At 61.8% G+C, this 22,448-nt stretch carries 20 protein-coding genes; 12 read left to right on the forward strand and 8 right to left on the reverse strand.

What is annotated here, in order from left to right; translation table 11 throughout:
* Positions 1-89: 89 nt before the first annotated feature.
* Entirely contained in the window at positions 90-920 is an 831-nt protein-coding gene (locus tag GQA94_RS16180) for an undecaprenyl-diphosphate phosphatase (RefSeq protein WP_158188984.1), read from the reverse strand.
* Between the two features lie 289 nt (positions 921-1,209).
* Between GQA94_RS16180 and GQA94_RS16185 the strand changes: the two genes are divergently transcribed.
* From GQA94_RS16185 to GQA94_RS16210, 7 genes are all read left to right on the forward strand, one after another.
* The gene (locus GQA94_RS16185) at positions 1,210-2,844 is read left to right on the forward strand and encodes a methyl-accepting chemotaxis protein (RefSeq protein WP_158188985.1); all 1,635 of its coding nucleotides are present in this window, start codon (positions 1,210-1,212) and stop codon (positions 2,842-2,844) included.
* 374 nt (positions 2,845-3,218) lie between these two features.
* Positions 3,219-3,488, forward strand: a complete 270-nt coding sequence (locus GQA94_RS16190; protein WP_158188986.1) for a hypothetical protein — start codon at positions 3,219-3,221, stop codon at positions 3,486-3,488.
* 150 nt (positions 3,489-3,638) lie between these two features.
* A complete protein-coding gene (locus GQA94_RS16195; RefSeq protein WP_158188987.1) occupies positions 3,639-3,920 on the forward strand; it encodes a hypothetical protein in 282 nt (93 codons plus the stop codon).
* Between the two features lie 24 nt (positions 3,921-3,944).
* Positions 3,945-4,232, forward strand: coding sequence for a hypothetical protein (locus GQA94_RS16200; protein WP_158188988.1), 288 nt, complete (start codon positions 3,945-3,947; stop codon positions 4,230-4,232).
* Positions 4,233-4,252: 20 nt separating this feature from the next.
* Positions 4,253-4,945, forward strand: a complete 693-nt coding sequence (locus GQA94_RS16205; RefSeq protein ID WP_158188989.1) for a YetF domain-containing protein — start codon at positions 4,253-4,255, stop codon at positions 4,943-4,945.
* 102 nt (positions 4,946-5,047) lie between these two features.
* Entirely contained in the window at positions 5,048-5,212 is a 165-nt protein-coding gene (locus GQA94_RS23270) for a hypothetical protein (RefSeq protein WP_199270057.1), read from the forward strand.
* A gap of 115 nt (positions 5,213-5,327) precedes the next feature.
* The gene (locus tag GQA94_RS16210; protein WP_158188990.1) at positions 5,328-6,431 is read left to right on the forward strand and encodes a DNA topoisomerase IB; all 1,104 of its coding nucleotides are present in this window, start codon (positions 5,328-5,330) and stop codon (positions 6,429-6,431) included.
* Positions 6,432-6,440: 9 nt separating this feature from the next.
* On the opposite strand, the gene GQA94_RS16215 is transcribed toward GQA94_RS16210, so the two are convergent.
* The 4 genes from GQA94_RS16215 to GQA94_RS16230 form a co-directional block, all read right to left on the reverse strand.
* The gene (locus tag GQA94_RS16215) at positions 6,441-7,394 is read right to left on the reverse strand and encodes a sensor domain-containing diguanylate cyclase (protein WP_158188991.1); all 954 of its coding nucleotides are present in this window, start codon (positions 7,392-7,394) and stop codon (positions 6,441-6,443) included.
* 2 nt (positions 7,395-7,396) lie between these two features.
* Positions 7,397-8,380, reverse strand: a complete 984-nt coding sequence (locus GQA94_RS16220; protein WP_158188992.1) for a response regulator — start codon at positions 8,378-8,380, stop codon at positions 7,397-7,399.
* 141 nt (positions 8,381-8,521) lie between these two features.
* Positions 8,522-9,106 carry a Fe-S biogenesis protein NfuA gene (gene nfuA / locus GQA94_RS16225; protein ID WP_158188993.1) on the reverse strand — a complete coding sequence of 195 codons (585 nt, stop codon included), beginning with the start codon at positions 9,104-9,106 and terminating at the stop codon, positions 8,522-8,524.
* A gap of 88 nt (positions 9,107-9,194) precedes the next feature.
* Positions 9,195-11,471 carry a fatty acid cis/trans isomerase gene (locus tag GQA94_RS16230; protein ID WP_158188994.1) on the reverse strand — a complete coding sequence of 759 codons (2,277 nt, stop codon included), beginning with the start codon at positions 11,469-11,471 and terminating at the stop codon, positions 9,195-9,197.
* Positions 11,472-11,714: 243 nt separating this feature from the next.
* On the opposite strand from GQA94_RS16230, the gene metH reads away from it, so the two are divergent.
* Both metH and GQA94_RS16240 read left to right on the forward strand, forming a co-directional pair.
* Positions 11,715-15,407 (forward strand): methionine synthase, encoded by a 3,693-nt coding sequence (gene metH / locus GQA94_RS16235; RefSeq protein WP_158188995.1) that lies wholly within the window; start codon positions 11,715-11,717, stop codon positions 15,405-15,407.
* Positions 15,408-15,483: 76 nt separating this feature from the next.
* Entirely contained in the window at positions 15,484-15,816 is a 333-nt protein-coding gene (locus GQA94_RS16240) for a DUF5629 family protein (protein WP_158188996.1), read from the forward strand.
* Between the two features lie 6 nt (positions 15,817-15,822).
* Here the strand turns inward: GQA94_RS16240 and GQA94_RS16245 are convergent, their stop codons facing one another.
* Both GQA94_RS16245 and GQA94_RS16250 read right to left on the reverse strand, forming a co-directional pair.
* Positions 15,823-16,734, reverse strand: a complete 912-nt coding sequence (locus GQA94_RS16245) for a DMT family transporter (protein ID WP_233270173.1) — start codon at positions 16,732-16,734, stop codon at positions 15,823-15,825.
* Entirely contained in the window at positions 16,727-17,242 is a 516-nt protein-coding gene (locus GQA94_RS16250; protein ID WP_158188998.1) for a MarR family winged helix-turn-helix transcriptional regulator, read from the reverse strand. The genes GQA94_RS16245 and GQA94_RS16250 overlap by 8 nt, the downstream gene beginning before the upstream one ends.
* Positions 17,243-17,681: 439 nt before the next feature.
* Here GQA94_RS16250 and GQA94_RS16255 point away from each other — a divergent pair, with 439 nt between their 5' ends.
* Positions 17,682-19,637, forward strand: coding sequence for a methyl-accepting chemotaxis protein (locus GQA94_RS16255; protein WP_158188999.1), 1,956 nt, complete (start codon positions 17,682-17,684; stop codon positions 19,635-19,637).
* A 13-nt stretch (positions 19,638-19,650) separates the two neighbouring features.
* On the opposite strand, the gene GQA94_RS16260 is transcribed toward GQA94_RS16255, so the two are convergent.
* Positions 19,651-19,953, reverse strand: coding sequence for a DUF1883 domain-containing protein (locus GQA94_RS16260; protein WP_158189000.1), 303 nt, complete (start codon positions 19,951-19,953; stop codon positions 19,651-19,653).
* A gap of 163 nt (positions 19,954-20,116) precedes the next feature.
* Here GQA94_RS16260 and GQA94_RS16265 point away from each other — a divergent pair, with 163 nt between their 5' ends.
* Both GQA94_RS16265 and GQA94_RS16270 read left to right on the forward strand, forming a co-directional pair.
* On the forward strand, positions 20,117-21,265 hold the full coding sequence (locus GQA94_RS16265) for an MFS transporter (RefSeq protein WP_158189001.1): 1,149 nt from the start codon (positions 20,117-20,119) through the stop codon (positions 21,263-21,265).
* Between the two features lie 84 nt (positions 21,266-21,349).
* Positions 21,350-22,396: an RNA methyltransferase gene (locus GQA94_RS16270; RefSeq protein WP_158189002.1), complete on the forward strand. Its 1,047-nt coding sequence runs from the start codon at positions 21,350-21,352 to the stop codon at positions 22,394-22,396.
* The last annotated feature ends 52 nt before the right edge of the window (positions 22,397-22,448 follow it).

Genomic DNA, 22,448 nt, shown 5'->3' on the forward strand with positions numbered 1-22,448 from the left:
GGGCCAGGGTTGCGACCCCGGTCAAACTCGCTGCGAGCGGCTGGCAGGTCCGGCGCGCTGCCCCGCTGCTCTGCGATAACGCCGCCGAATCAGCCCGCCGCGGTGCTCCAATCGATCAGACTGAACTGCCAGGTCGCCAGGATCACGATGCCGAAAATGATCCGATACCAGGCGAATGCCGCGTAGCTGTGGTTACCGATGAACTTGAGCAACGCGCGAACGGCCAGCATCGCGAAGATGAACGAGGTGACGAATCCGATGGCGAACACGGGGAAGTCGCTCGGCTGGAACAACTCGCGGTACTTGTAGCCCGAATAGACCGCGGCCCCCACCATCGTCGGCATCGCCAGGAAGAAGGAAAATTCGGTCGCCGCCTTGCGCGACAGGCCGAACAACAGCCCGCCGATGATGGTGGCGCCGGACCGTGACGTGCCGGGAACAAGCGCCAGGCACTGTGCGCAACCCACCTTCAGCGCGTGGGTCCAGTGCATGTCGTCCACCGTTTCAGCCTGGACGCGATGCGAGCGCTTTTCGGCCCACAGCATGACCACGCCGCCAATCACCAGGGCAGTCGCCACAGTGATGGGGTTGAACAGGTATTCATGGATGAGATCCGCGAAGGCTACGCCCAGCACCACCGCCGGGAAGAAGGCCACCAGGAGATTGACGGTGAACTTCTGCGCCTGCCGCTCCCTGGGCAGTCCGACCACGACATCGATGATCTTGCGCCGGTACTCCCAGACCACCGCCAGGATGGCACCCAGCTGAATGATGATATTGAACGCCAGTGCCCGCTCCCCGCCAAAGCCGATCAGATCGGCCACGATGATCTGATGGCCCGTACTGGAAATTGGAAGAAACTCGGTGATGCCCTCGACGACTCCCAGTATCAACGCCTGAACGGCAATCCAAAGATCCATCTATGTCCCCACTGGGCGGTGCCGGCCACCGCGCTTGACTATCCAACCAAGGTATATGCCAGACGGCAATTTGAGCGCTGTTCTGACCCTTCGAGGGTAAGTAAATTCACTGAAGCGTCGGCCTCACCTCTCATTTTTTCCGCGAGGTGGCCGAAAAGCTGTTTGATGGTCCATGAATCGACACGGCCGCCCGGCAAACGCCGCAGCCGGCATGAACCAGGCTCTGCCTCCATGACACCGCGCTTCCCATAATAATCAAGATAAAGCTTCAACAGGAGCTCACAACTAAATGAATCTGCTGAGAAACTTCCCAATCAGTAAACGGCTCTGGCTGATCCCGATGGTAGCAGTCGCCATGCTATTCATTCTCGGCCTTCTGATGATCCAGCAGGTGCGGAGCGACCTGTACAAAGGCAAGCAGGTCATGACCCAGAACATCGTCGAGACGGCGACGGGCGTGCTCGATTACTACCAGCAGTTGGAGGCAAACGGCTCGCTGAGCACGGCCGAGGCGCAGAAGGCGGCGATGGATCAGATTCGCCTGCTCCGCTACGGGCAAAACGATTATTTCTGGATCAACGACATGAGCCCGACCATGCTCATGCATCCCATGAAGCCCGAACTCGAAGGCCAGGACCTCTCTGGCACCAAGGATCCGAACGGCAAGGCGTTGTTCAATGAAATGGTCAAGGTGGCGCGCACGCAAGGTGCGGGTCTGGTGGACTATCAGTGGGCGAAGCCGGGTGAAAAAGAACCCGTCCCCAAGATTTCCTACGTCGAGCTGTTCAAGCCCTGGGGCTGGATCATCGGCTCGGGCATTTATGTGGACGACGTCGAAGCGGAGTTTCAGGGCTATGTGGCTCGCTTCTCCCTCATCGGTCTGGCCATCGCCTCGCTGATGGCCCTGCTGGTCGCCATTCTGATTCGCAGCATCATCCGCCCTCTGCGCCACTCGATGCAGGCGATGGCCAATATTGCCAGCGGCGAGGCCGACCTGACTCGCCAGCTCGACGTTTCGGGAAACGACGAGCTGACCACGCTGAGCCGCGACTTCAACACCTTCATCCACAAGCTGCGCACGGTCATCGCCCAGTTGCTCGAGACCGCCGGTTCGCTGGAAAAATCGTCCAGCGCGCTTGGCGGGCTGGCCAGCCAGACCCATCGGCAGAGCTTGCAGCAGTCACAACAAATGGAACTGGTCGCCACCGCGGTTAACGAGGTGACCTACGCGGTGCAGGAAGTGGCGAAGAACGCCGAACATGCCTCGAGCGAAGTAGGCCAGGCGGAAAAGCAGGCCAACCTGGGGCAGCGCAATATCGAAGCCAGCCTGCAGCAGATCGGTCAACTCTCGACCACCATCAACGAAGCCGTGGGCGTGATTCGCTCGCTGGCCGATGAGACCACGCAAATCGGTTCGGTTCTCGAGGTGATCGGGTCGATCGCCGACCAAACCAATCTGCTGGCCCTGAACGCAGCGATCGAAGCCGCACGCGCCGGCGAACAGGGTCGTGGCTTCGCCGTGGTGGCTGACGAGGTACGCCTGCTGGCTCAGCGTACCCAGACCTCCACGGCCGAAATCCACACCATGATCGAACGCCTGCAAAAAAATTCCGGCGCGGCAGTGACTGTCATCATGGAAAGCAGCCGGGCTTCCCAAGCCACCGTCGAACAGGCCAGCCAGGCTGGCGACAGCCTCGGCCAGATCGCTCAGGCGCTGCGCAACCTGTCCGGCCTCAACGCCTCGATCGCCAGTGCCACCTTGCAACAGACCCATGTCGTCGAAGACATCAATCAGAACGTCACCCAGGCGGCGGGACTCGCCCAGGAGAGCACGCTGGCCGCCGAGCAGTCGAGCGCGTCGAGCACGCAGCTCGGTGAACTGGCCGAGCAGCTGAACCGGTTGCTCAAGCAGTTCAAGGTGTAAATCGATAGCCGACGACGCCAGCCGCCGGCGATCGAGCCTCTCCAACCGGGCCCACAAGGCCCGGTTTTCTTTTTCTGGAGGTGCGGTTTTTCGCCACACCACGGCCGCCCAGACGCCACCTCGCGACCGGTGAAAATCCCTGCCGATAACCCGCAAGCCCAGCAATCACGCGGCCCGAGGACGAGGTTCGATCTCGGGCGGCGACATCCACCGGCTGTTATACCTTCGGATAATTGCAAAAACGTGCAATAACCCAGAACTCTGGATGTGACTTATCAGTCCTCTGCGTACATCAATGGATATGTAAGGCCAACGCCGGCAGCCTGGCGGCAGGCTCAATCCGATCTTGGTTATCACACAGAGAGATTTGCCCCATGAATAGCCCCCTTCGTTTCAACGACGCCCTTCTCATTACTGATCGCGCCTTCAAGCCGTTCCAGTGCGTCGCCTGGACACTACTCGAAGGCAACGGCGAACTGAGCATTACCGTCGTGGATGGCAGCGAATCTCGCGCCGTCGGCCACTGCAAGTTGTCCAGCAGCGTTTATTCCGACCCGGTCAAGCTCGGCCAGACTCTGGAACAGGCACGCGCCGACCTGAGCCGCCAGGGTGTCCATCTCGCCCCTTGGCACATGCCGGAATAAAGCAACCATTCGAATGGCAAAGGCCCGGCCGCGCAAGCGCCGGGCCTTTTTCGTTGCGCTCGCCCTGCCCTGTTCGCCACGTCCCTCGTCAAACTGATCCATTCGCTTGTTTCACGGTCCCAGCAATATGTGAATCAAGAGGAGCGAGCCATGAAGGGTGCAGCAGCATACGTCAACGACCAGTGGCACAGCAGCGGCCTGGCGAACCTGCCAGAAGGCGCTGAAGGTCATAGCATCACCTTGAAATTCATCATTCCCCGTGACGAACAGTTCACTGGACTGATCACGCACGTCTGCGAAGTGGCGCAGCAGCGGCTGAGCGAGTTCTACGAGGGCCGCGAGGTGACGTACCGGCCGGTTCAAGGCTCAGTCGTAGGGGACGGCAGCGGCGACGGCATCGACCTCGTGTTCGATGTCGCCCCTGCGCCGTGATCGACCGCACGCCGGAGCACGAACATGACCGTCCAACGACTTTCGCTCGACGAAGCCATGCGCATCAGCGCCATGGCTTTTCTACCCTGCCATGCAGTCACGCGGGCCGATAACGAGGACGCCAGCTATTCGCTGCGGGTGATCGACGCGGCGGGCGATGAAATCCTGTCGATTGCCCATATCGCTCGGTCGCAATACGCCGATCCCGTTCATCTCGCCGGCCTGCTGGAAAATGCGCGAGTCCAACTGAGCAAGGACGGCGTAGCGCTGAGCGCGTGGTCCATGCCGGCACAACCTGGCGTTACCGGTTAGCGCCCCTACCGAGGCAACGAATGAGCGCTTTCGATTGGCAGCGCATGCTGCTGGACGACCTGCCCCTGTTATTCATCGCCGAGGTGGTGCTGCGCGCGCTGTTTGCCTTCGTGGCGGTGTTCCTGTTTCTCAAGATCAGCGGGCGTCGGGGTATCCGGCAGCTGTCGCTGTTCGAGCTGGTGGTGATTCTCACGCTGGGCTCGGCTGCCGGCGACGTGTCCTTCTACGACGATGTGCCGCTCTTGCCCATCGCGGCCGTGTTCGTCACCTTGTTGATGCTCTATCGGCTCACGGTCTGGATCATGACGCGCAGCGAGCGCATATCCAAATGGATGGAAGGTGAACCGGTCACCATCATCAAGGATGGTTTGTATGAGCTGCACAGCCTCGAACGACTGAATATCTCATCCGACGAATTCTTCATGGAGTTGCGGCAGCAAGGCGTGGAACATCTGGGGCAGGTCCGGCTTGGCATTCTGGAGACCGACGGGGACGTCAGTCTCTATTTCGCCGACACGCAATCGGTACGTCCCGGACTCTCGGTACTGCCCAAGCAATATCGGCCGGTTTACCGCCAGGTTCCCGCCAGCGCGCTATACGCCTGCACCCGCTGCGGATTCCCGCAGATCATCGAAGCGCAGCAACCGGCCAGTTGCCCCCGCTGCGGCCACGAGCAATGGAGCACCGCGTTGAGCAATCCACGCATACGATGAATCGTGCGAACCCCCTCCGGTTGCGCCGGTCACTTATAGAGACGGGCATCGCGACGCAGCGTCGTCATCGCCCTTTTCATTTTGCGACTCAGGAGCGTTCACATGATAGGCGACTATTCCTCGGTAAACGACCATCTGGACACTGCACGCAAGCTCGCTGACAGCGCTGAAACCAAGGCGGACCCGGCCATCTACCGGGAAGCGATCGACGAGTTGGTGGCGGCGATACGGCTGTTGATGCGTAACAATCCGGAACGCGAGGACTGACCTAAATCCACACTCGCGCCTTGCGAGGCGCGGCTCATCCGGAGTGGGACAGCGCAGACCACACTCGTCTGCGCGACCCGCCCGCGCTTACCGGAACATCGATGAGGGGTTTCACATGCTGATCGATCAGGGTGGCGAAACTGCTCTGCCATTGGCCGAGGGTATCCGTCCGGTGCCGGCGGACGAGCGTCCCGATACCGGTACCGCGCTGTGCCCCCCGCTTCCAGCCGATCTCCACTACGTAGACGACCGCAGCCCGGGAATCAGCCGTCGGGTGATCAGGAAAAAGTTCGCCTATTTCTTGCCGAACGGTGAGCGCATCCGCGATGCCGAGGAAATTTCCAGAATCAACAAGCTGGCGATTCCTCCCGCCTACACCGACGTCTGGATCTGCCCCGATCCACAGGGCCACATGCAGGCCACCGGGCGCGACGCCCGAGGTCGCAAGCAATACCGCTATCACCCGCGTTGGCGCGAGATTCGCGACAGCAACAAGTACGAGCGCATTCTGGCGTTCGGCGCCGCGTTACCCGGTTTGCGTGCCCGCCTGGAGGACTATCTGGCACTGCGCGGGATGCCGCGAGAGAAAGTCATGGCGCTGGTCGTGCAACTGCTCGAGTCGACCTTGATCCGCGTCGGCAACTCGCGTTACGCGCGGGAAAACCGTTCTTACGGCCTGACCACGCTGCGCACCCGACACGTTGCCGTACGGGGCGCCGCGATCCGCTTTCAATTTCGCGGCAAAAGCGGTGTGGAACATCAGGTTACGCTGAAAAATCAGCGATTGGCCCGCATCCTGCGCCGCTGCATGGAGCTGCCGGGGCAGCATCTGTTCCAATACCTGGACGAAGACGGTGCGCGCCACCCGGTGGGTTCAGGCGACGTCAACCAATTCATTCAAGACCTGACCGGGGGCGACTTCACCGCCAAGGACTATCGCACCTGGGCCGGTAGCGCGCTGGCGCTGAGCGAACTTCGCGCGCGTCAATGGCAGCCCGAAGCCGTTGCCCGTCGCAATCTGGTCGAAACGGTCACCCACGTATCGCGCCAGCTGGGCAACACCCCGACCGTCTGCCGCCAGTGCTACATCCACCCGGATGTATTGCAGGCATTCACGTGCGGCGAGTTGGCGCAACTGCCGAAGGCGCGGAAACGAAAATGGCTGAGCAGCGAGGAAGTCACCCTGCTGAGGTTCCTGACCGAACGCAACCGCCCCTGATGGGCACAGTCAGTGATACAGCGACACCTGATTGCGGCCTGCCGATTTCGAGGCGTACATGGCGCTGTCGGCCCGCTCGATCAGTTGCGTGTAGCCACCGGTGGGCTGGCTGAGGTCGGCAATGCCGAGACTGACCGTAAAGCGGATGCGGTGGCCTTCATGGATGACCTCATGCGCCTCGATGGACTGCCGCAACCGTTCCGCGAACGTGACCGCACCCTCGCTATCGGTATCAGGCAACAACACCACGAATTCTTCGCCGCCATAGCGGCCCGCGATATCGGAGTCTCGCATTCCCTGACGAATGAGTTCGGCGGTCTGCTGGATAACGGCATCGCCTGCCTGATGGCCATAATTGTCATTGATCTGCTTGAAGTGGTCGATGTCGAACATCACCAGCGCGGCGTTGCGGTCGTAACGCCGGTGCCGGGCGTAGTCCTGGCGCAGCATCTCCTCCCAGTGCCCACGGTTGAACAGGCCGGTCAGGCGGTCGGTGCTGGATAACCGTTGCAACTCCTGATTGGCGGTCTGGAGCTGGCGGCGGTTGATGGCCACGTCGGTGACATCGTAGATGATCAGGCATATCTGCTCGATACTGCCGCTGAGTCCCTTCAACGGCATCAGCGTGGTGTTCTGGTACATGAAATCTTCCAGGCCGGTAATCGGCTGGTAGTTCTTGAAGCGCAACAAGTAGGGACGCTGCTCCCAGATCGTGAAGGACGGTGTGCCGAGCGTCGCGACGTTCTCCACCTTGCGACGGAACCACTGCTCGTCGACTTCAGGAAAGAGCTCGAAGAACGATTGTTTTCTGGCGTCTTCCGGCATCCGCCCCGAGCGGTTTTCCATGAAGGTATTCCATACGTCGACGCGATATTCGCGGTCCAGCACCACGACGCCAACGTCGATGCTCTGCACGATGGCCAGCAGCCAGTGAAGTTCATTCAGCTCGATCGAGTCCGACATGCTCAATTCATCAGGTGTGCAAGTTTGCGAGACAGCGGTTCAACCGAGTCCTCGGTGAACAGCAACAATAGGTCGAAATGGACATCGTGGCCTTCCAGGCTGTAGCTGATTTCCACCGCGAGGGTGCTTTTCCAGCGCTCTCGATTGAGCCGTATCAGCTCATCGATCGAGGCATGCTGGCCAAGCACTTGCGGGTGCCCCTGGGAAAACACCACATCGATCTGATCGGCGATGCCGCTGAGGCATGCGCTGATCAGCAGACTCGACAGGTCGAGCAGCATTTCCAGTTCGAGATACTCGTCGGCGCGCATCAGACGTGCCATATCGGCAACCTCCGAGTCGTGGAAGATCAGCAGCGCCTCGCCAGCGATCCCGCCGCCGATATATCCCTGGCACACGGCGGTCAGCTTGTCGCCCTGGGCAGCATCGACCAGCGCCATGTGCAGATCGCCCACGCCGAAGAAATTCACCGTCGGGATGGGCAGCTGGACGAAAACGCCCAGCACTTTTGCCAGCAGCGCGGCCGCACGCCCCATCGCGACATTGACCACCTCGCGGAATGCATCGCGAAACGGAACGACCCCTGCAGCTCTTTCGCCCATTACGGGAAATTCGCTGCCCAACCATCCGAAACTGCCCAAGGTCTGCCGCAGATGCAGCGGATCGGCGGGCTTGCGAACGAACGCCAGCGCGCCCAGTTCGAGCACGCGTCGAACGGCCTCTTCCTGGATATCGGCCGACACCACGACGACCTTGCAGTCGAGCCGCTCGTTGCGAAGCGCCGCGAGTACCTGGTAGCCGTCCATGCCCGGCATGGTCAGGTCCAGAAACAGCACATCGATACCGCCTCGGCGGATGCGTTCGAGCGCCTCGCCACCGCTGGCTGCCTGATGAATATCCAGCGGCCAGGCAGCCGGCAGCGCACGCAGCAATTGCTTGCGCGCCAGCTTCGAATCGTCGCAAATCAACAGGGAAACGGCAGACATGCAGCGCTCGCTCACTCGCCAGGTCTTAGAAACCTGGACAGCTTATCTCAGCAAACGGTCGCCGGGAGCAGTGACACAAAACTATAATGGCACTTTGCCCGTCAGGCGACTGAAACAGCCGCCGTTCGGGCCGTTATCGCCTTAGTAATAGGCGTTTTCGCGGTTGGTGTGATCGGTCACGTCGCGTACGCCCTTGAGCTCGGGAATGCGCTCCAGCAGGGTCTTTTCGATCCCTTCCTTGAGCGTGACGTCAGCCTGGCCGCAACCTTGGCAACCCCCACCGAACTGCAAGACCGCCACGCCTTCGTCGACCACATCGATCAGCGTGACCTGGCCACCATGGCTGGCAAGCCCGGGATTGATCTCGGTCTGCAGGTAATAATTGATGCGCTCGTTCAGAGGACTGTCTTCGTTGACCATCGGCACCTTGGCGTTCGGCGCCTTGATGGTCAATTGGCCACCCATCCGGTCAGTGGCGTAATCCACCAGCGCATCTTCCAGGAAGGGCTCGCTGACCGCATCGATCCAGGCGGTGAAGCGCTTCAGTGCGATGGCAACGTCGTCCGGCTTTTCCTCACCCGGCTTGCAATAGGCGATACAGGTTTCGGCATAAGGCGTGCCGGGCTGAGTGATGAAGACCCGGATGCCGATGCCTGTGGTGTTCTGCTTCTCGAGCAGATCGGCCAGGTAATCGTGTGCAGCTTCGGTAATGGTAATCGCGCTCATGGGAACTCCTCTCGGACATGACGGCAGTGTACGCCAACCCTTGCGCCGGATAAAGTCCTAGTGTTTTAGTAGGAAATACACATCGAGGCTATAGATTCTGATATCGGTTCATGTCGAGCACCCCCGCCTCGACCGGATCGGTTTCCGATAGATAGGCGCCCAGGTCGTTGAAGTGCCGCCAAAAGTCCGGGTGGCTGCGACGGATGCCCCAGCGTTCGACGACTCGGTCGAACGCCGCCTGGTCCTGGGCACGCTCCAACGCACCGACAAACGCTGGCACCTCGTCCGCCGACAAGCTGAACATGAAGTTCGGATAGCTGCTCAGCACGCCGGGATACACGGTCAAGGTATCGCGTCGCGGCTGGTAACGGCGCTGCTCTCCGAACATGAACGCGACGTTCGTATGGGCGCGATTGCGCAACAGGCTGTATATCTCACGCTGACCCTGACCGTATTCGACCCTGAGAACTGTCGCTTCGGGCAACCGATCGATGACCGGCAGGCTCGCCGCGATCCGGTTGGTCAGTCGGCTTAGCGCCTGCTCTGCCAGTTGCAACGGCGCGGGCGCTGCGTCGCGATAGCAATGGCCGTTCAGGCAGCGGTTGATGCGATCCGGGCTGGCATTGATCGCCGCATGGCGTTCGATCAGTTGCTCGGCGAACGCTCCCTTTGAATCGTTCTGCTCAACCCCGAGCGCCGACGGCGTCGTGGTGTCGACATCGGTGTAGGCCCACCAGAGTTTCAGTTGGCCGCTCTTCTCGTACCACTGGTTGAGGATAGGTTGCCGCGCATCGGCTGGCAGCAATCGCAGGAAGTTTACCTCGGCGCCGTTGCGGATCAGGTCGAAGTAGAGCCTGGTCTGCCCCTGGTGTGACACGTTGCCATAGACGTCGAAATTGACCACCAGTTGATAGTAGGTGCGCTCCAGCAGCGGAAAGTCCATCCACCACAACGTCTGTGGGATTTCACCGATCAGCCCTTTGCGAACCGAAGCACTGTCGTGCTGGCGGAACACCGTAAGCAGCGCGTTATCGTTTTCGCTCCAGATGTCGGCCCACTCTGCAGGCGTCTCGGCGTAGGCCTGCGAGCGCAACTGCTCGTACCGGTTTCGTTTTTCCCGATAGGTGTTCCAGAAGTTGAGAAGCTCACCCATGTCGTCGGCCTGCCCAGGCATGGCCAACAACGGCGTGGCACTCGCGCGGTAGGTGGCGTCGGTGAGATACAGATCATGCCGCGGGTCCTGGAACAGCACCCAGAAATTATCGCGAATCACGTCAGTGGCGATCTGGCCGCGACAGACCGGCCCGCGAATGAATGTACGCACGAAATATTCGGCGTTATCCAGCATAAACTGATAACGCGCTTGCGCCGGTATCGCTTCGAAGGTCTCGAAGGGGTTGGCACGGCGCTGGGTGCCGTATCCAGGCAGCGTGTCCAGACGCCAGTCGCTCGAGAAGAACAGCGAGCGCACGCGTTCGAGCCTGGCCTGGCTCAAGGGATAGGTGATGTGGGTCTTATGGACGATCACCCCCTCGATCGGACGAATGCGGTAGAAGAACGCGGTGCCAGGATCGTGGTTCGGCGCACGCGTGGCGATAGGGTCGACCGGTTGGCCGGTCGGGGTCCGCGAGCGCACCAGTTGGAAAAAATGGCCCGTCCGTCCTTCATCGAAATACAGATGGGCAATGAACAGATGCTCATAGAGCCAGCGGCTGACCAGCGCCTGGCGCATGCCGCTGGCGTTGAGCATCTGCTCCCACTGGGCGATCTGGGCCGCCTCGCCGACCGAAGGCCGCACTGGCCGTTCGTCGACACGCGCGCCCTGCTCGATCCAGCGTTGCAGCGTTGTGTATTCGCGCTCGTCCAGACCGGCCACCGCGAAGGGCATACCGGCATGCTCGTTGTCCCGCGCGTAGGTTTCGAACTCGCTCGGCAAGGGGCAGCGGTTTACACGATCGAGGCCTATGTCCAGACCCTCTGGCAGCTTGCGGTTGGCGGCCAGCGGCTGACTGCGCCCAAGCTCCAGCATGCGCGACATCAGCGCCGCCTGGCCGGCGCCGGCATCGAGCACCGAGTGAAACTCTTTCCGACGCCAGGCTGCCTCGCCGTGCGCATCCAGATAAAGACGTGTCGTAGGCTGGGCCTCGGTCCGCGTCCCGTCATAGACCGGAAGCTTGTTGGCGCCTCGCAATGCGCCTTCGCCGCTGCCCAGATTGAGCTGGCAAGGCGAGTCGTAACACGCGTGGCAGGCGACGCATTTGGCCGTGAAGATCGGCTGTATGTCGCGCTGGTAAGACAACGGCTCGCCCCAGGCCACGCCCCACACCGACACCATCAGCACTGCTAGCAGACCACGACAGCTCATGCCCATGCTCCAAAGGATCAGACCGGCATACTAACCAACCTGTCCGGCCAGGGCGAACGTGACCCTTCGCGCCGCCGTCGCGCGAGCGCTGGCCCGCCTCGCAGCGCCCCATGTCCGTTCGCACGGCGAGCTTCGAGCGACCCGACGAACATGAACTAAATTCATACAAACGCGCGAACGATCAAAAAGCATGCAGCTTTGCTATTATGCGCGGTCCTCGCAACCAGCTTCAGGTAGTCCCCCATGTTCGACCGCAACGCCCGTCTCCAGGCACTCCAGCAAGCCCTCAAGGAGCGTATCCTGATTCTCGACGGCGGCATGGGCACCATGATCCAGAGCTACAAACTGGACGAGTCCGACTATCGCGGTGAACGCTTCGCCGATTGGCCGCAGGACCTCAAAGGCAATAACGACCTGCTGATCCTGACGCGCCCGGACGCCATCAGCGCCATCGAGAAAGCCTACTTCGACGCCGGTGCCGATATCGTCGAAACCAATACCTTCAACGCGACCCGTGTTTCCCAGGCCGATTACGGCATGGAAGCGCTGGTGTACGAACTGAATGTCGAAGGCGCCCGCCTCGCGCGCCAGGCCGCCGACGCCAAGACCGCCGAGACGCCGGACCGTCCGCGCTTCGTCGCCGGGGTGCTCGGCCCGACCAGCCGCACCTGCTCGCTGTCGCCCGACGTGAACAACCCCGGCTACCGCAACGTCACCTTCGACGAGTTGGTGGATAACTACACCGAAGCCACCCGCGGCCTGATCGAAGGCGGCGCGGACCTGATCCTGATCGAAACCATCTTCGACACACTCAATGCCAAAGCGGCGATTTTCGCCGTGCAGGGCGTGTTCGAGGACCTTGGCTTCGAGCTGCCAATCATGATTTCCGGCACCATCACCGATGCCTCGGGCCGCACGCTCTCCGGGCAGACCACCGAGGCGTTCTGGAACTCGGTTCGCCATGCCAAGCCGATCTCGGTCGGGCTCAACTGTGCACTGGGCGCCAAGGAACTGCGGCCCTACCTTGAGGAGCTGTCGAACAAGGCCGACACCCATGTCTCGGCGCACCCCAACGCCGGCTTGCCGAACGCATTCGGCGAGTACGATGAAAGCCCGGCGGAAATGGCCCGGGTCGTCGAGGAGTTCGCCGCCAGCGGTTTTCTCAACATCGTTGGCGGTTGTTGCGGTACCACCCCGGCTCACATCGAGGCAATCGCCAAGGCCGTCGCCAAGTACGCACCGCGCGCCATCCCGGATATTCCCAAAGCCTGCCGCCTGTCGGGCCTCGAGCCCTTCACGATCGATCGCAACTCCCTGTTCGTCAACGTCGGCGAGCGGACCAACATCACCGGTTCGGCGAAATTTGCCCGTCTGATCCGCGAGGAAAACTACACCGAGGCCCTGGAAGTCGCCCTGCAACAGGTCGAAGCCGGCGCTCAGGTGATCGACATCAACATGGACGAGGGCATGCTGGATTCGAAGAAGGCCATGGTGACCTTCCTCAATCTGATCGCCGGCGAACCGGATATTTCGCGCGTACCGATCATGATCGACTCCTCCAAGTGGGAAGTGATCGAAGCGGGCCTCAAGTGCATCCAGGGCAAGGGCATCGTCAACTCGATCTCCATGAAGGAAGGCGTCGAGGCGTTCAAGCACCATGCTCGGCTGTGCAAGCGTTACGGCGCGGCGGTGGTGGTCATGGCATTCGACGAAGCCGGCCAGGCCGATACCGCCGCGCGCAAGCGCGAAATCTGCCAGCGCTCCTACGACATCCTGGTCGATGAAGTCGGCTTCGCGCCGGAAGACATCATCTTCGACCCGAACATTTTCGCCGTCGCCACCGGCATCGAAGAGCACAACAACTACGCCGTGGACTTCATCGAAGCCTGCGCCTATATCCGCGACAACCTGCCCTACGCACTGACTTCGGGCGGCGTATCCAACGTGTCCTTCTCGTTCCGAGGCAACAATCCGGTGCGCGAGGCGATCCACTCGGTGTTCCTCTACTACGCCATCCAGAACGGCCTGACCATGGGCATCGTCAATGCCGGCCAACTGGAAATCTACGACGAAATCCCGAAGAAGCTGCGCGACGCGGTCGAGGACGTGGTACTCAACCGCACGCCCAATGGCACCGAAGCGCTGCTGGCCATCGCCGATGAATTCAAGGGCGACGGCAGCGTCAAGGAAGCGGAAACCGAGGAATGGCGCGGCTACAGCGTCGAGAAGCGTCTGGAGCACGCGCTGGTCAAGGGCATCACCACGCACATCGTCCAGGACACCGAAGAGTTCCGCCAGCAATGCGCGCGCCCCATCGAGGTCATCGAAGGTCCGCTGATGGCCGGCATGAACGTGGTCGGCGACCTGTTCGGCTCGGGCAAGATGTTTCTCCCGCAGGTGGTCAAATCGGCCCGTGTGATGAAGCAGGCGGTGGCGCACCTGATCCCCTTTATCGAAGCCGAAAAAGGGGACAAGCCCGAAGCCAAGGGCAAGATCCTGATGGCCACCGTCAAGGGCGACGTCCATGACATCGGCAAGAACATCGTCGGCGTGGTCCTTGGCTGCAACGGCTACGATGTCGTCGACATGGGCGTGATGGTCCCGGCTGAAAAGATTCTGCAGACCGCCATCGCCGAGAAGTGCGACATCATCGGCCTGTCCGGCCTGATCACCCCGTCGCTCGACGAGATGGTCCACGTGGCGCGGGAGATGCAGCGCCAGGATTTCCATCTGCCGTTGATGATCGGCGGCGCGACCACGTCGAAGGCGCATACGGCGGTCAAGATCGATCCGCATTACAAGAACGACGCGGTGGTCTACGTGACCGACGCCTCGCGCGCGGTCGGTGTCGCCACCACACTGCTGTCCAAGGAACTCAAGCCGGCGTTCGTCGAGAAAACCCGCGAAGAGTACGCGATGATCCGCGAACGCACCGCCAACCGCAGCGCACGTACCGAGCGTCTCACTTACGCTGAGGCCATTGCGGTCAAGCCCACGTTCGATTGGAGCGATTACTCGCCGGTCAAACCGAGCTTCACCGGACGCAAGGTGCTGGAGGACATCGATCTGCGCACGCTGGTCGATTACATCGACTGGACGCCGTTCTTTATCTCCTGGGACCTGGCCGGCAAATACCCGCGCATCCTTGAAGATGAGGTCGTGGGTGAAGCCGCCACGGCACTGTTCAGCGATGCACAGGCGATGCTGAACAAACTGATCGATGAAAAGCTCATCAAGGCCCGCGCGGTATTCGGCTTCTGGCCCGCCAATCAGGTCGACGAGGACGACCTTGAAGTGTACGGCGACGATGGCGCGCCGCTGGCCCGACTGCATCATCTGCGCCAGCAGACCGTGAAGACCGACGGCAAGCCAAACTTCTCCCTCGCCGACTTCGTCGCACCGAAAGGCAGCGGCGTCACCGATTACGTCGGTGGTTTCATCACCACCGCCGGCATCGGCGCCGAAGAAGTCGCCAGGGCCTACCAGGACGCGGGCGACGACTACAACTCGATCATGGTCAAGGCACTGGCCGATCGTCTGGCCGAAGCCTGCGCCGAATGGTTGCATCAGCAGGTGCGCAAGCACTGGTGGGGTTACGATCCCGAGGAGCAGCTGAGCAACGAAGAGCTGATCAAGGAGCAATACAAGGGCATCCGCCCTGCTCCCGGCTACCCAGCGTGCCCCGATCACACCGAGAAAGCCACGCTGTTCGCGTTGCTCGATGCCGATGGTGCCAGCCAGGTAACCCTGACCGAACACTTCGCCATGCTGCCCACCGCGGCGGTCAGTGGCTGGTACTTCGCCCATCCCAAGGCGCAGTACTTCGCGGTCGGCAAGATCGACAAGGATCAGGTCGAAAGCTACAGCAAGCGCAAGGGACAGGCGCTGGCCGTGACCGAACGCTGGCTGATGCCCAACCTCGGTTACGATAACTGAGCCGAACATGACCGCGCGCCGGACAGGCGTCGCGGTCATGCGCCTTGCCCACTCCAAGCCAAACACGAAGCCAGCAATGCCTACCGAAACCCGCTACCTGCTCGATGAACTAGAAACCGCCGACATGCTCGAAGTCGACGGGCTGCATGCCTGGCAATTCAGCCTTGATGAAGAACTGCTCGACCGTGCCGAAGCCGCCGCGCTCGCGGGCGAGCCGTTCGCCAGCGACGAGACCGTTGTCCGCATCGAACTGCTCGACGGTCGTGAACGGCGCCACTGGGCGTTCAGCTACAACGAGGTGATGGAAGCGGTCTATTACGCCGACGAACAGTCCTGGGCGCTTGGCGCTGCCACGCAAACACGCATCAGGTGTCTTGGCGCAATCAGCGCAAACGCCGATGACGACTGACAGGCATCACTTCGGACTTTCTCCCCGACGCAGCAGCAGTGCAATGGCCAGCAGTACCATTACGCTGCCGGGCAGCCATTGCCAGCCGATTCGTTGCGGCTGCGCAATGAACAGCAGCACCATCGACACGAACGGCACCAGATAGCTATACGCGGTCACCGCACCCGGCGTGAGCACTGCCGTGGCCCGCTGCTGCAAAAAGAAGGTCATTGCGCTGGAAAATACACCCAGATAGACAACCAGCGTCACGTCTCGCAGGTCCATCCGCAACAGCGCCGACGGCTGCTCCCAGACCAGCCCCAGCAAGCCGATCAGCAGCGCGCCGATCAGCAGACTCCAGAAGGTTCGCAATCCGGCCTCCCGGGCCAGTACGCCGCGATGCAGGCCCCACTTGCTTAATACCGGATACAACGCCGACGCCACACAGCCGAAGAAGAACGCCAGCTCGCCACGGCCAAGCTTCAGTTCGCCAAGGTCGCCGTTGTTTTCCGCCACCGCCAGGCCCAACGCGCCGAACGCGCCCAACGCGAGAATCGCCAACAGCCGCCCGGCGGGTTGCTCTACCCCCAACCCACGGCCGATGCAATAAGCCAGCAGCGGCACGCTGACGAACAAGGTCGCCATCGACAGGGCGCTGATGCGATGCGCCGCCCAGAACATGGTGCCGAAGAAACCAGCCAGACTCAGGCCCATCAGTGCGTACAGCAGCAATCCTGGCCAGCTTGGCCAGCGCGCCTCGTGCCGCCAGAGCAGCGGCAGCAATACCAGCGCAGCGATGCTGAAACGGATGGCCGTCAATAACAGCGGGGGTAAACCTTCACTCATCAACCCTACGGCGGGAAAGGACAAGCCGACGAAGAGCGCCCAAAGCAACATGCCCAGGTGCGCACGGGTGACGCCACGCCTGGGTTCATTCATCGCCCTGCTCCTCCAGGACCAGGAGCAGCGTGCGAAGCCCATTGGCCAGCGCCTGCTTTTGCGCCCGATCAAGCGGCGCCTGCATGCGATGCAGGGTCGCCAGGTACTCATCGAGGCAGCCCAGCAGCACGGCCCGGCCTTCATCGCTGAGGCGTATCAGAAGGCTGCGACGATCCTCCGGGTTGGCGACACGCTGAACCAGCCCCGCCGCTTCCAGCCGGTCGAGACGATGGGTCATCGCCCCCGAGCTGAGCACCGCGGCGTGACGCAGCGCGTTCGGCGTCAGCCCACTCGGCTGACCGCTGCGATAAAGCGTGGCGAGCAGGTCGAACTCACCGTCATGCAGGCCATGCTTGCGAAACACCGCGGCAACGCGGCGGTTAAGGTATTTAGACAACCGATAGACCCGCGCGAATATCGCCATCGGTGAACAGTCATCCTCAGGTCGCACGTTTCGCCATTGAGCGAGCACGCCATCGACATGATCGCCAGCCTCGAGCTTGCGCACTGATATCTCCACAAAAAGAATCTTTATGTGAAGCTAAATAAACAGAACGCGAAAGGCAAGCGGCTATCCACCCTCAGCTACGCGAGGCGACGAATGACGCCGTGGGCGAACGGCTAGGAATGGTTTCGGTCGGCTAAAGACGCGGGTGCGCCCCTGGCGAAAGCGCGTCATTTGCCGGATGCATCGAACACGCCTCTGTCGAGTTGTCGCTGCGGCGCGACAGTTGCGCGCTGTGGACGGCTCAGATGATCACGATGCAGCGCAGCTGCCAGGCACGCCGATCTCACAAAAAACGGGCTAAGAGCAAGCGGAACGGTGTCAGCAACGTTCGTCGGCGGCGTTCAAGTACACCGCACCCCGGACGATAACCGTCTCGGTGCTTGTTTGAAGTACCTCCGCCCACTCCCGGACAGTCGGGGTGTATCGTTTGGAGTCAGTGATGTTTGGAACCCGACCTGGTATTGCTGGGCAGCTTGGGATTGCGCTTTCGGCCATTCTTGCGGTCGTTATAACCGCTAGCAGCCTGTTTGCCCTTCGCTCACTGAGCCACTCGACCGACCAGGCGCACCGCCAGCACCTGGCCAGCGAAGCGAAACTGCTGGCTGACCAACTTGCCACGTTCCACGCCACGCTGAAGACCAGTACGCAGCGGCTGGCGACACTGTTCGAGCGTCGTTTTGAATCGGGCCTGATCCTCGACGCAAGCAGTGGCGGGACCGAGCCATCGCTCTACTTGAACGGTGAGCGCCTGAACGGCACCTTTACCTTGGTCGACGAATTCACAAGTCTGACCGGCGGCGCAGCCACACTCTTCGCGCGTACCGGCGACGACTTCGTCAGGGTGACCACTTCAGTCAAGAAACAAGACGGCTCGCGCGCCGTTGGCACCCTGCTCGAGCGCAAGCATCCCGGTTACTCCAGGCTCATTGAAGGGCAGTCTTATGTAGGTCGCGCAACCCTGTTCGGTCGCCAGTATATGAACCAGTACACGCCGGTTCGCGATGCGGCAGGAACGGTCATCGCAGTGCTATACGTCGGGTTCGACTACACCGACACCCAGCGGGACCAGTTCGACAGCCTTTCGGCGTTCCGCATCGGCAAGGGAGGTTCGCTCGCCGTCCGCGACGAGGGCGGTCAATGGCTGGTCGAACCGGCAGGCGCCACCGACCTGGATGCCTTGACCCGAGCGGCGGATCAATCCGACGCGGCCGGTGGCTTCCAGTGGAGCCAGGGCAACGGCAGATTCGTGAGCATGGTCGCGCCGGTTCCAGGCGATGACTGGCAGGTTGTCGCCACGCTTCCCCAACACGAGATCGATGAACTGGCCTGGAGCGTAGGCGGCCGTCTTGCGTTCGGAAGTGTGCTTGCGCTGTTGCTAGCCGTCGTGGCGTCCATCGTCCTGCTGCGACACAAGCTTCGCCCACTGGGTCGTTTGGTCGATCAAGCCCAAGCATTCGGCGAAGGGCGTCTCAGCGTGCGCATGGCGGTCGATCGGAAGGATGAAATCGGCCTGCTGTCTGCCAGCTTCAACCGCATGGCCGAATCACTGGGAGGGACCGTTTCGCAGGTTCGTGACTCGTCTTCCGACGTAACGCGCCGCGCCGATCAATTGAACACGCTGGCTGCCGGAACCGAGCACCGTTCCGCCGAGCAGTCGTCGCAGATCGACACAATGGTCAGCGCCATCGAAGAATTCAGCGCCACGGCACAGAGCATTGCCGACAGCATGCAGAGGACCGAACAGCTGACCACCGAGAACGTGGCACAAACGCGCCGGGGCACCGAGTCGATGCGAGCGGCTTCGGATGCGCTGTCGCAGATCGCGCGTTCCCTGGGCACGACCGGTGACGTGGTCAATGGGCTTGGAGAACGGTCCCAACAGATCGGCGGCATTATCGGAGTCATCAGCGGCATCGCGGAACAGACCAACCTGCTGGCGCTCAATGCCGCCATCGAAGCGGCGCGCGCCGGCGAACAAGGCCGCGGCTTCGCGGTCGTCGCGGACGAAGTGCGCAGTCTCGCGGCGCGAACCAGTCAGGCCACGCGCGAGATTTCGGAGATGATAAGCGCCGTGCAGGAAGAAACGTCGCGCGCCATGACGGCTATCGCAGGAGGCAATCGCCTCATGCAGGACGGACTGACGCTCAACCAGACGGTTGGCGACGCGCTGTCGATGATCGAAAACCAGGCGGTCAGCACGCTGGATCAGATCGCTGATATCGCCCGGGCAACCCATGAGCAGAGCTCCACAGCTTCGCTCCTGAGCCAGAACCTCCAATCGATTGCCCAGGACAACGCGGCGAACCGCAGCGCGGGTGCCGAGCTTGCCGGCACCGCTCGCGAGCTGAAGAGGCTTGCCGAAACGCTTGATAGCGGAGTCAAACGCTTCAGCTGACACCGCTCGGGGTCTATCTCAGTTCTGAGGGCGAGTTGCGGACGATTTTGATCGAGTGCGTAAGCGTCGGCTTGCGGGTGACGCTGATGGCCTTGCGCGTCACCGTGTCGATGGTGATGTTCCAGAACCCCGTATTGGGCACCTTGATCTTCGCGGGAAATTTGTCGAACGCGCCGCCGTGATAGGCATGGCGGCCACCGTTCTTGAAGCTGCGGAAATTCTTGTCGTTCATCAGACGGATGTTGCAGGGCTGCGAGCATTCGATGACTACGAAGTCGTCTTCGTTGAGGTGTTCGCGCTGGTGAATGAACTTCATGTACCGCTCCGGACCGCGTTTCTGGCAAAGGCGAAGATTACCATGCGCGCGCACCCCGCTGGGCACGCCCGGCACGCTGTTTAATTTGACACAATGGCGTTGCACACCGCCGTTGCGCGCGCCAGCGCCGGCGTTCATCCCTGCTGATCAAGGACACCCGCGAATGTCGGCGGCGCCACTTTGCATCGATGCCACATCGCCCGTTGCCCGCCGCGCGACTCGGGTCGGTTTTTTCATGGCCGGGTTCGGCCTTTCGGTCTGGGCGCCGCTGGTGCCCTATGTGCGCGAGCGCATCGAGATGAGCGATGCGCTGTTCGGCACACTGCTGCTGTGTATCGGCGTCGGGTCGCTGACATGGATGCCCCTGTCCGGATTGCTGGTCACTCGCTGCGGCATCCGCCCGGTCGTGCTGTCCAGCGTGGTGCTGCTGCTTGTCGCGCTGGGCGGGATGGCGCTCACCGAATCGATCTGGATGCTCGCCCTGGCCCTGTTCTGTTTCGGGGGCAGCCTGGGCGTCATCGACGTGGTGCTCAACATCCAGGGCGTGTTGATCGAACGAGACACTGGCAAGCGCCATATGTCGAATTTCCACGGGATGTTCAGCCTGGGCTCCATCTGCGGTGCGCTGGCCCTGACCGGTGCCTTGACGCTGGGTCTCGCACCGGCAACCGGGACCCTGCTGATGATCGCCGTGATCGCGCTGGCAATCCTTGCCGTAGCCGCCGGGTTTCTCCGGGACAAGGCGCCAGGCGGAGGGGTCGCCTTTATTCGTCCTACCGGAGTGGTGCTGCTGGTCGGCGCACTGTGCTTCATCGTCTACCTGGCCGAGGGGGCGGTGCTTGACTGGAGCGCCCTGTACCTCACCGAGCACAAGGCGCTGGAAACCGCAAAGGGCGGCCTGGGCTATGCAAGCTTTGCGTTGATGGTGACGATCGGTCGTTTCGCCGGTGCACCGGTCGTGAACAGCCTGGGAACCGCCCGCGTGATCGGCTTTGGCGGCCTGCTGGCAGGGATCGGCATCGGTCTCAGCATCCTGACCGATCATTGGGGCCTCGCCCTGCTCGGCTACGGCCTGTGCGGGCTGGGCTGCGCGAACGTCTCGCCGGTGCTGATCTCATCCCTGAGCCGGCAGCACAGCATGCCGGTCCATCAGGCCGTCACCGCAGCGACGACGATCGGCTTCGCTGGCGTGCTCGCCGGCCCGGCCATGATCGGTGTGATCGCTCACTATGGATCGTTGACGTTCGCCTTCGGTCTGCTCGCATTGCTGCTGTTCGGACTGATCCTGGGCAGTCGCCGCTTCAAGGACTGAGCCCGACATGGGCGTCGGGCAGCCACCAAGCATCTGCGGCTCGCTACAGACCGCGCCTCGTCCTTTGGCTAGAATGCGCGCCCTATGCGCATCCATGACATTCATCAACACCTTGCCGGCATCGGCGCCAAGCCTGTTCATATCGGTCGGGTCACCCGCGCCTGGCTTGGCGGCCAGCCGCTGGATGTCGGAACCCGGCACCAGAAAACCGAAGACTTCCTGCCGTTATCGGTGCGCAAGGGCTTGCCTGCCGTCAGCGATACCCTCGCTGGCCTGGCTCGGCTGCGCTCCGAACATCCCGGCGGCGACGGTTCGGCCCGCTTGTTGGTGGAGTTGGTCGACGGTCAGATGGTCGAAAGCGTGCTCTTGCCGCGCGGTGGCCTGTGTGTGTCGAGCCAGGTGGGCTGCGCGGTCGGTTGCGTGTTCTGCATGACAGGCAAAAGCGGCCTGTTGCGCCAGCTCGGCAGCGCCGAGATCGTCGCCCAGGTTGCCCTCGCCCGGCGCTTTCGCCCGGTGAAGAAAGTGGTGTTCATGGGCATGGGCGAGCCGGCGCATAACCTCGACAATGTGCTCGAAGCCATCGATCTTTTGGGCACGGACGGCGGCATCGGCCACAAGAACCTGGTGTTTTCCACGGTCGGCGATCGGCGGGTGTTCGAGCGTCTGCCCCATCAGGCCGTCAGGCCCGCCTTGGCACTGTCGCTGCACAGCACCGACGCGGCGTTGCGCCGCGAACTGCTGCCTCGCGCGCCCATGCTCGACCCGGCCGAGCTGGTCGAACTGGGCGAAGCCTATGCGCGCCTGGTCGGTTATCCGATTCAATACCAGTGGACGTTGCTCAAGGGCCTCAATGACAGCCAGCGGGAGATGGACGGCATCATTCGCTTGCTCAAGGGCAAGTTCGCCATCATGAACGTCATCCCCTACAACAGCCTCGACGCGGATGAGTACCAGCGCCCCACCGCCGAGCGCATCCAGCAGATCATGCGCTACCTGCATCGAAATGGTGTGCTCACCAAGGTTCGCAACTCAGCGGGCCAGGACATTGAAGGTGGCTGCGGGCAGCTGCGCGCACGCGCCGAACGAATCGTTCGTACGGGCAGAATCACCGCACTGGCGCGCGTCGACTGAACCTCCGGCGGGCCTTGAATGTCGTAGCGCATTGACCTGCTGGCCATCTGTG

This window comes from Stutzerimonas stutzeri (assembly GCF_009789555.1).
GTDB classification, from domain to species: Bacteria; Pseudomonadota; Gammaproteobacteria; order Pseudomonadales; family Pseudomonadaceae; genus Stutzerimonas; species Stutzerimonas stutzeri_R.

What these genes read in the sequence shown, in the direction of transcription:
- GQA94_RS16255 (WP_158188999.1), top strand. Translation starts at nt 17,682, where the DNA reads ATGTTTGGAACCCGACCTGGTATTGCTGGGCAGCTTGGGATTGCGCTT.
- metH (WP_158188995.1), top strand. Translation starts at nt 11,715, where the DNA reads ATGTTCGACCGCAACGCCCGTCTCCAGGCACTCCAGCAAGCCCTCAAG.
- GQA94_RS16180 (WP_158188984.1), bottom strand. Translation starts at nt 920, where the DNA reads ATGGATCTTTGGATTGCCGTTCAGGCGTTGATACTGGGAGTCGTCGAG.
- GQA94_RS16210 (WP_158188990.1), top strand. Translation starts at nt 5,328, where the DNA reads ATGCTGATCGATCAGGGTGGCGAAACTGCTCTGCCATTGGCCGAGGGT.
- nfuA (WP_158188993.1), bottom strand. Translation starts at nt 9,106, where the DNA reads ATGAGCGCGATTACCATTACCGAAGCTGCACACGATTACCTGGCCGAT.
- GQA94_RS16230 (WP_158188994.1), bottom strand. Translation starts at nt 11,471, where the DNA reads ATGAGCTGTCGTGGTCTGCTAGCAGTGCTGATGGTGTCGGTGTGGGGC.
- GQA94_RS23270 (WP_199270057.1), top strand. Translation starts at nt 5,048, where the DNA reads ATGATAGGCGACTATTCCTCGGTAAACGACCATCTGGACACTGCACGC.
- GQA94_RS16265 (WP_158189001.1), top strand. Translation starts at nt 20,117, where the DNA reads ATGTCGGCGGCGCCACTTTGCATCGATGCCACATCGCCCGTTGCCCGC.
- GQA94_RS16200 (WP_158188988.1), top strand. Translation starts at nt 3,945, where the DNA reads ATGACCGTCCAACGACTTTCGCTCGACGAAGCCATGCGCATCAGCGCC.
- GQA94_RS16185 (WP_158188985.1), top strand. Translation starts at nt 1,210, where the DNA reads ATGAATCTGCTGAGAAACTTCCCAATCAGTAAACGGCTCTGGCTGATC.
- GQA94_RS16240 (WP_158188996.1), top strand. Translation starts at nt 15,484, where the DNA reads ATGCCTACCGAAACCCGCTACCTGCTCGATGAACTAGAAACCGCCGAC.
- GQA94_RS16215 (WP_158188991.1), bottom strand. Translation starts at nt 7,394, where the DNA reads ATGTCGGACTCGATCGAGCTGAATGAACTTCACTGGCTGCTGGCCATC.
- GQA94_RS16205 (WP_158188989.1), top strand. Translation starts at nt 4,253, where the DNA reads ATGAGCGCTTTCGATTGGCAGCGCATGCTGCTGGACGACCTGCCCCTG.
- GQA94_RS16220 (WP_158188992.1), bottom strand. Translation starts at nt 8,380, where the DNA reads ATGTCTGCCGTTTCCCTGTTGATTTGCGACGATTCGAAGCTGGCGCGC.
- GQA94_RS16190 (WP_158188986.1), top strand. Translation starts at nt 3,219, where the DNA reads ATGAATAGCCCCCTTCGTTTCAACGACGCCCTTCTCATTACTGATCGC.
- GQA94_RS16195 (WP_158188987.1), top strand. Translation starts at nt 3,639, where the DNA reads ATGAAGGGTGCAGCAGCATACGTCAACGACCAGTGGCACAGCAGCGGC.
- GQA94_RS16260 (WP_158189000.1), bottom strand. Translation starts at nt 19,953, where the DNA reads ATGAAGTTCATTCACCAGCGCGAACACCTCAACGAAGACGACTTCGTA.
- GQA94_RS16270 (WP_158189002.1), top strand. Translation starts at nt 21,350, where the DNA reads ATGCGCATCCATGACATTCATCAACACCTTGCCGGCATCGGCGCCAAG.
- GQA94_RS16245 (WP_233270173.1), bottom strand. Translation starts at nt 16,734, where the DNA reads ATGAATGAACCCAGGCGTGGCGTCACCCGTGCGCACCTGGGCATGTTG.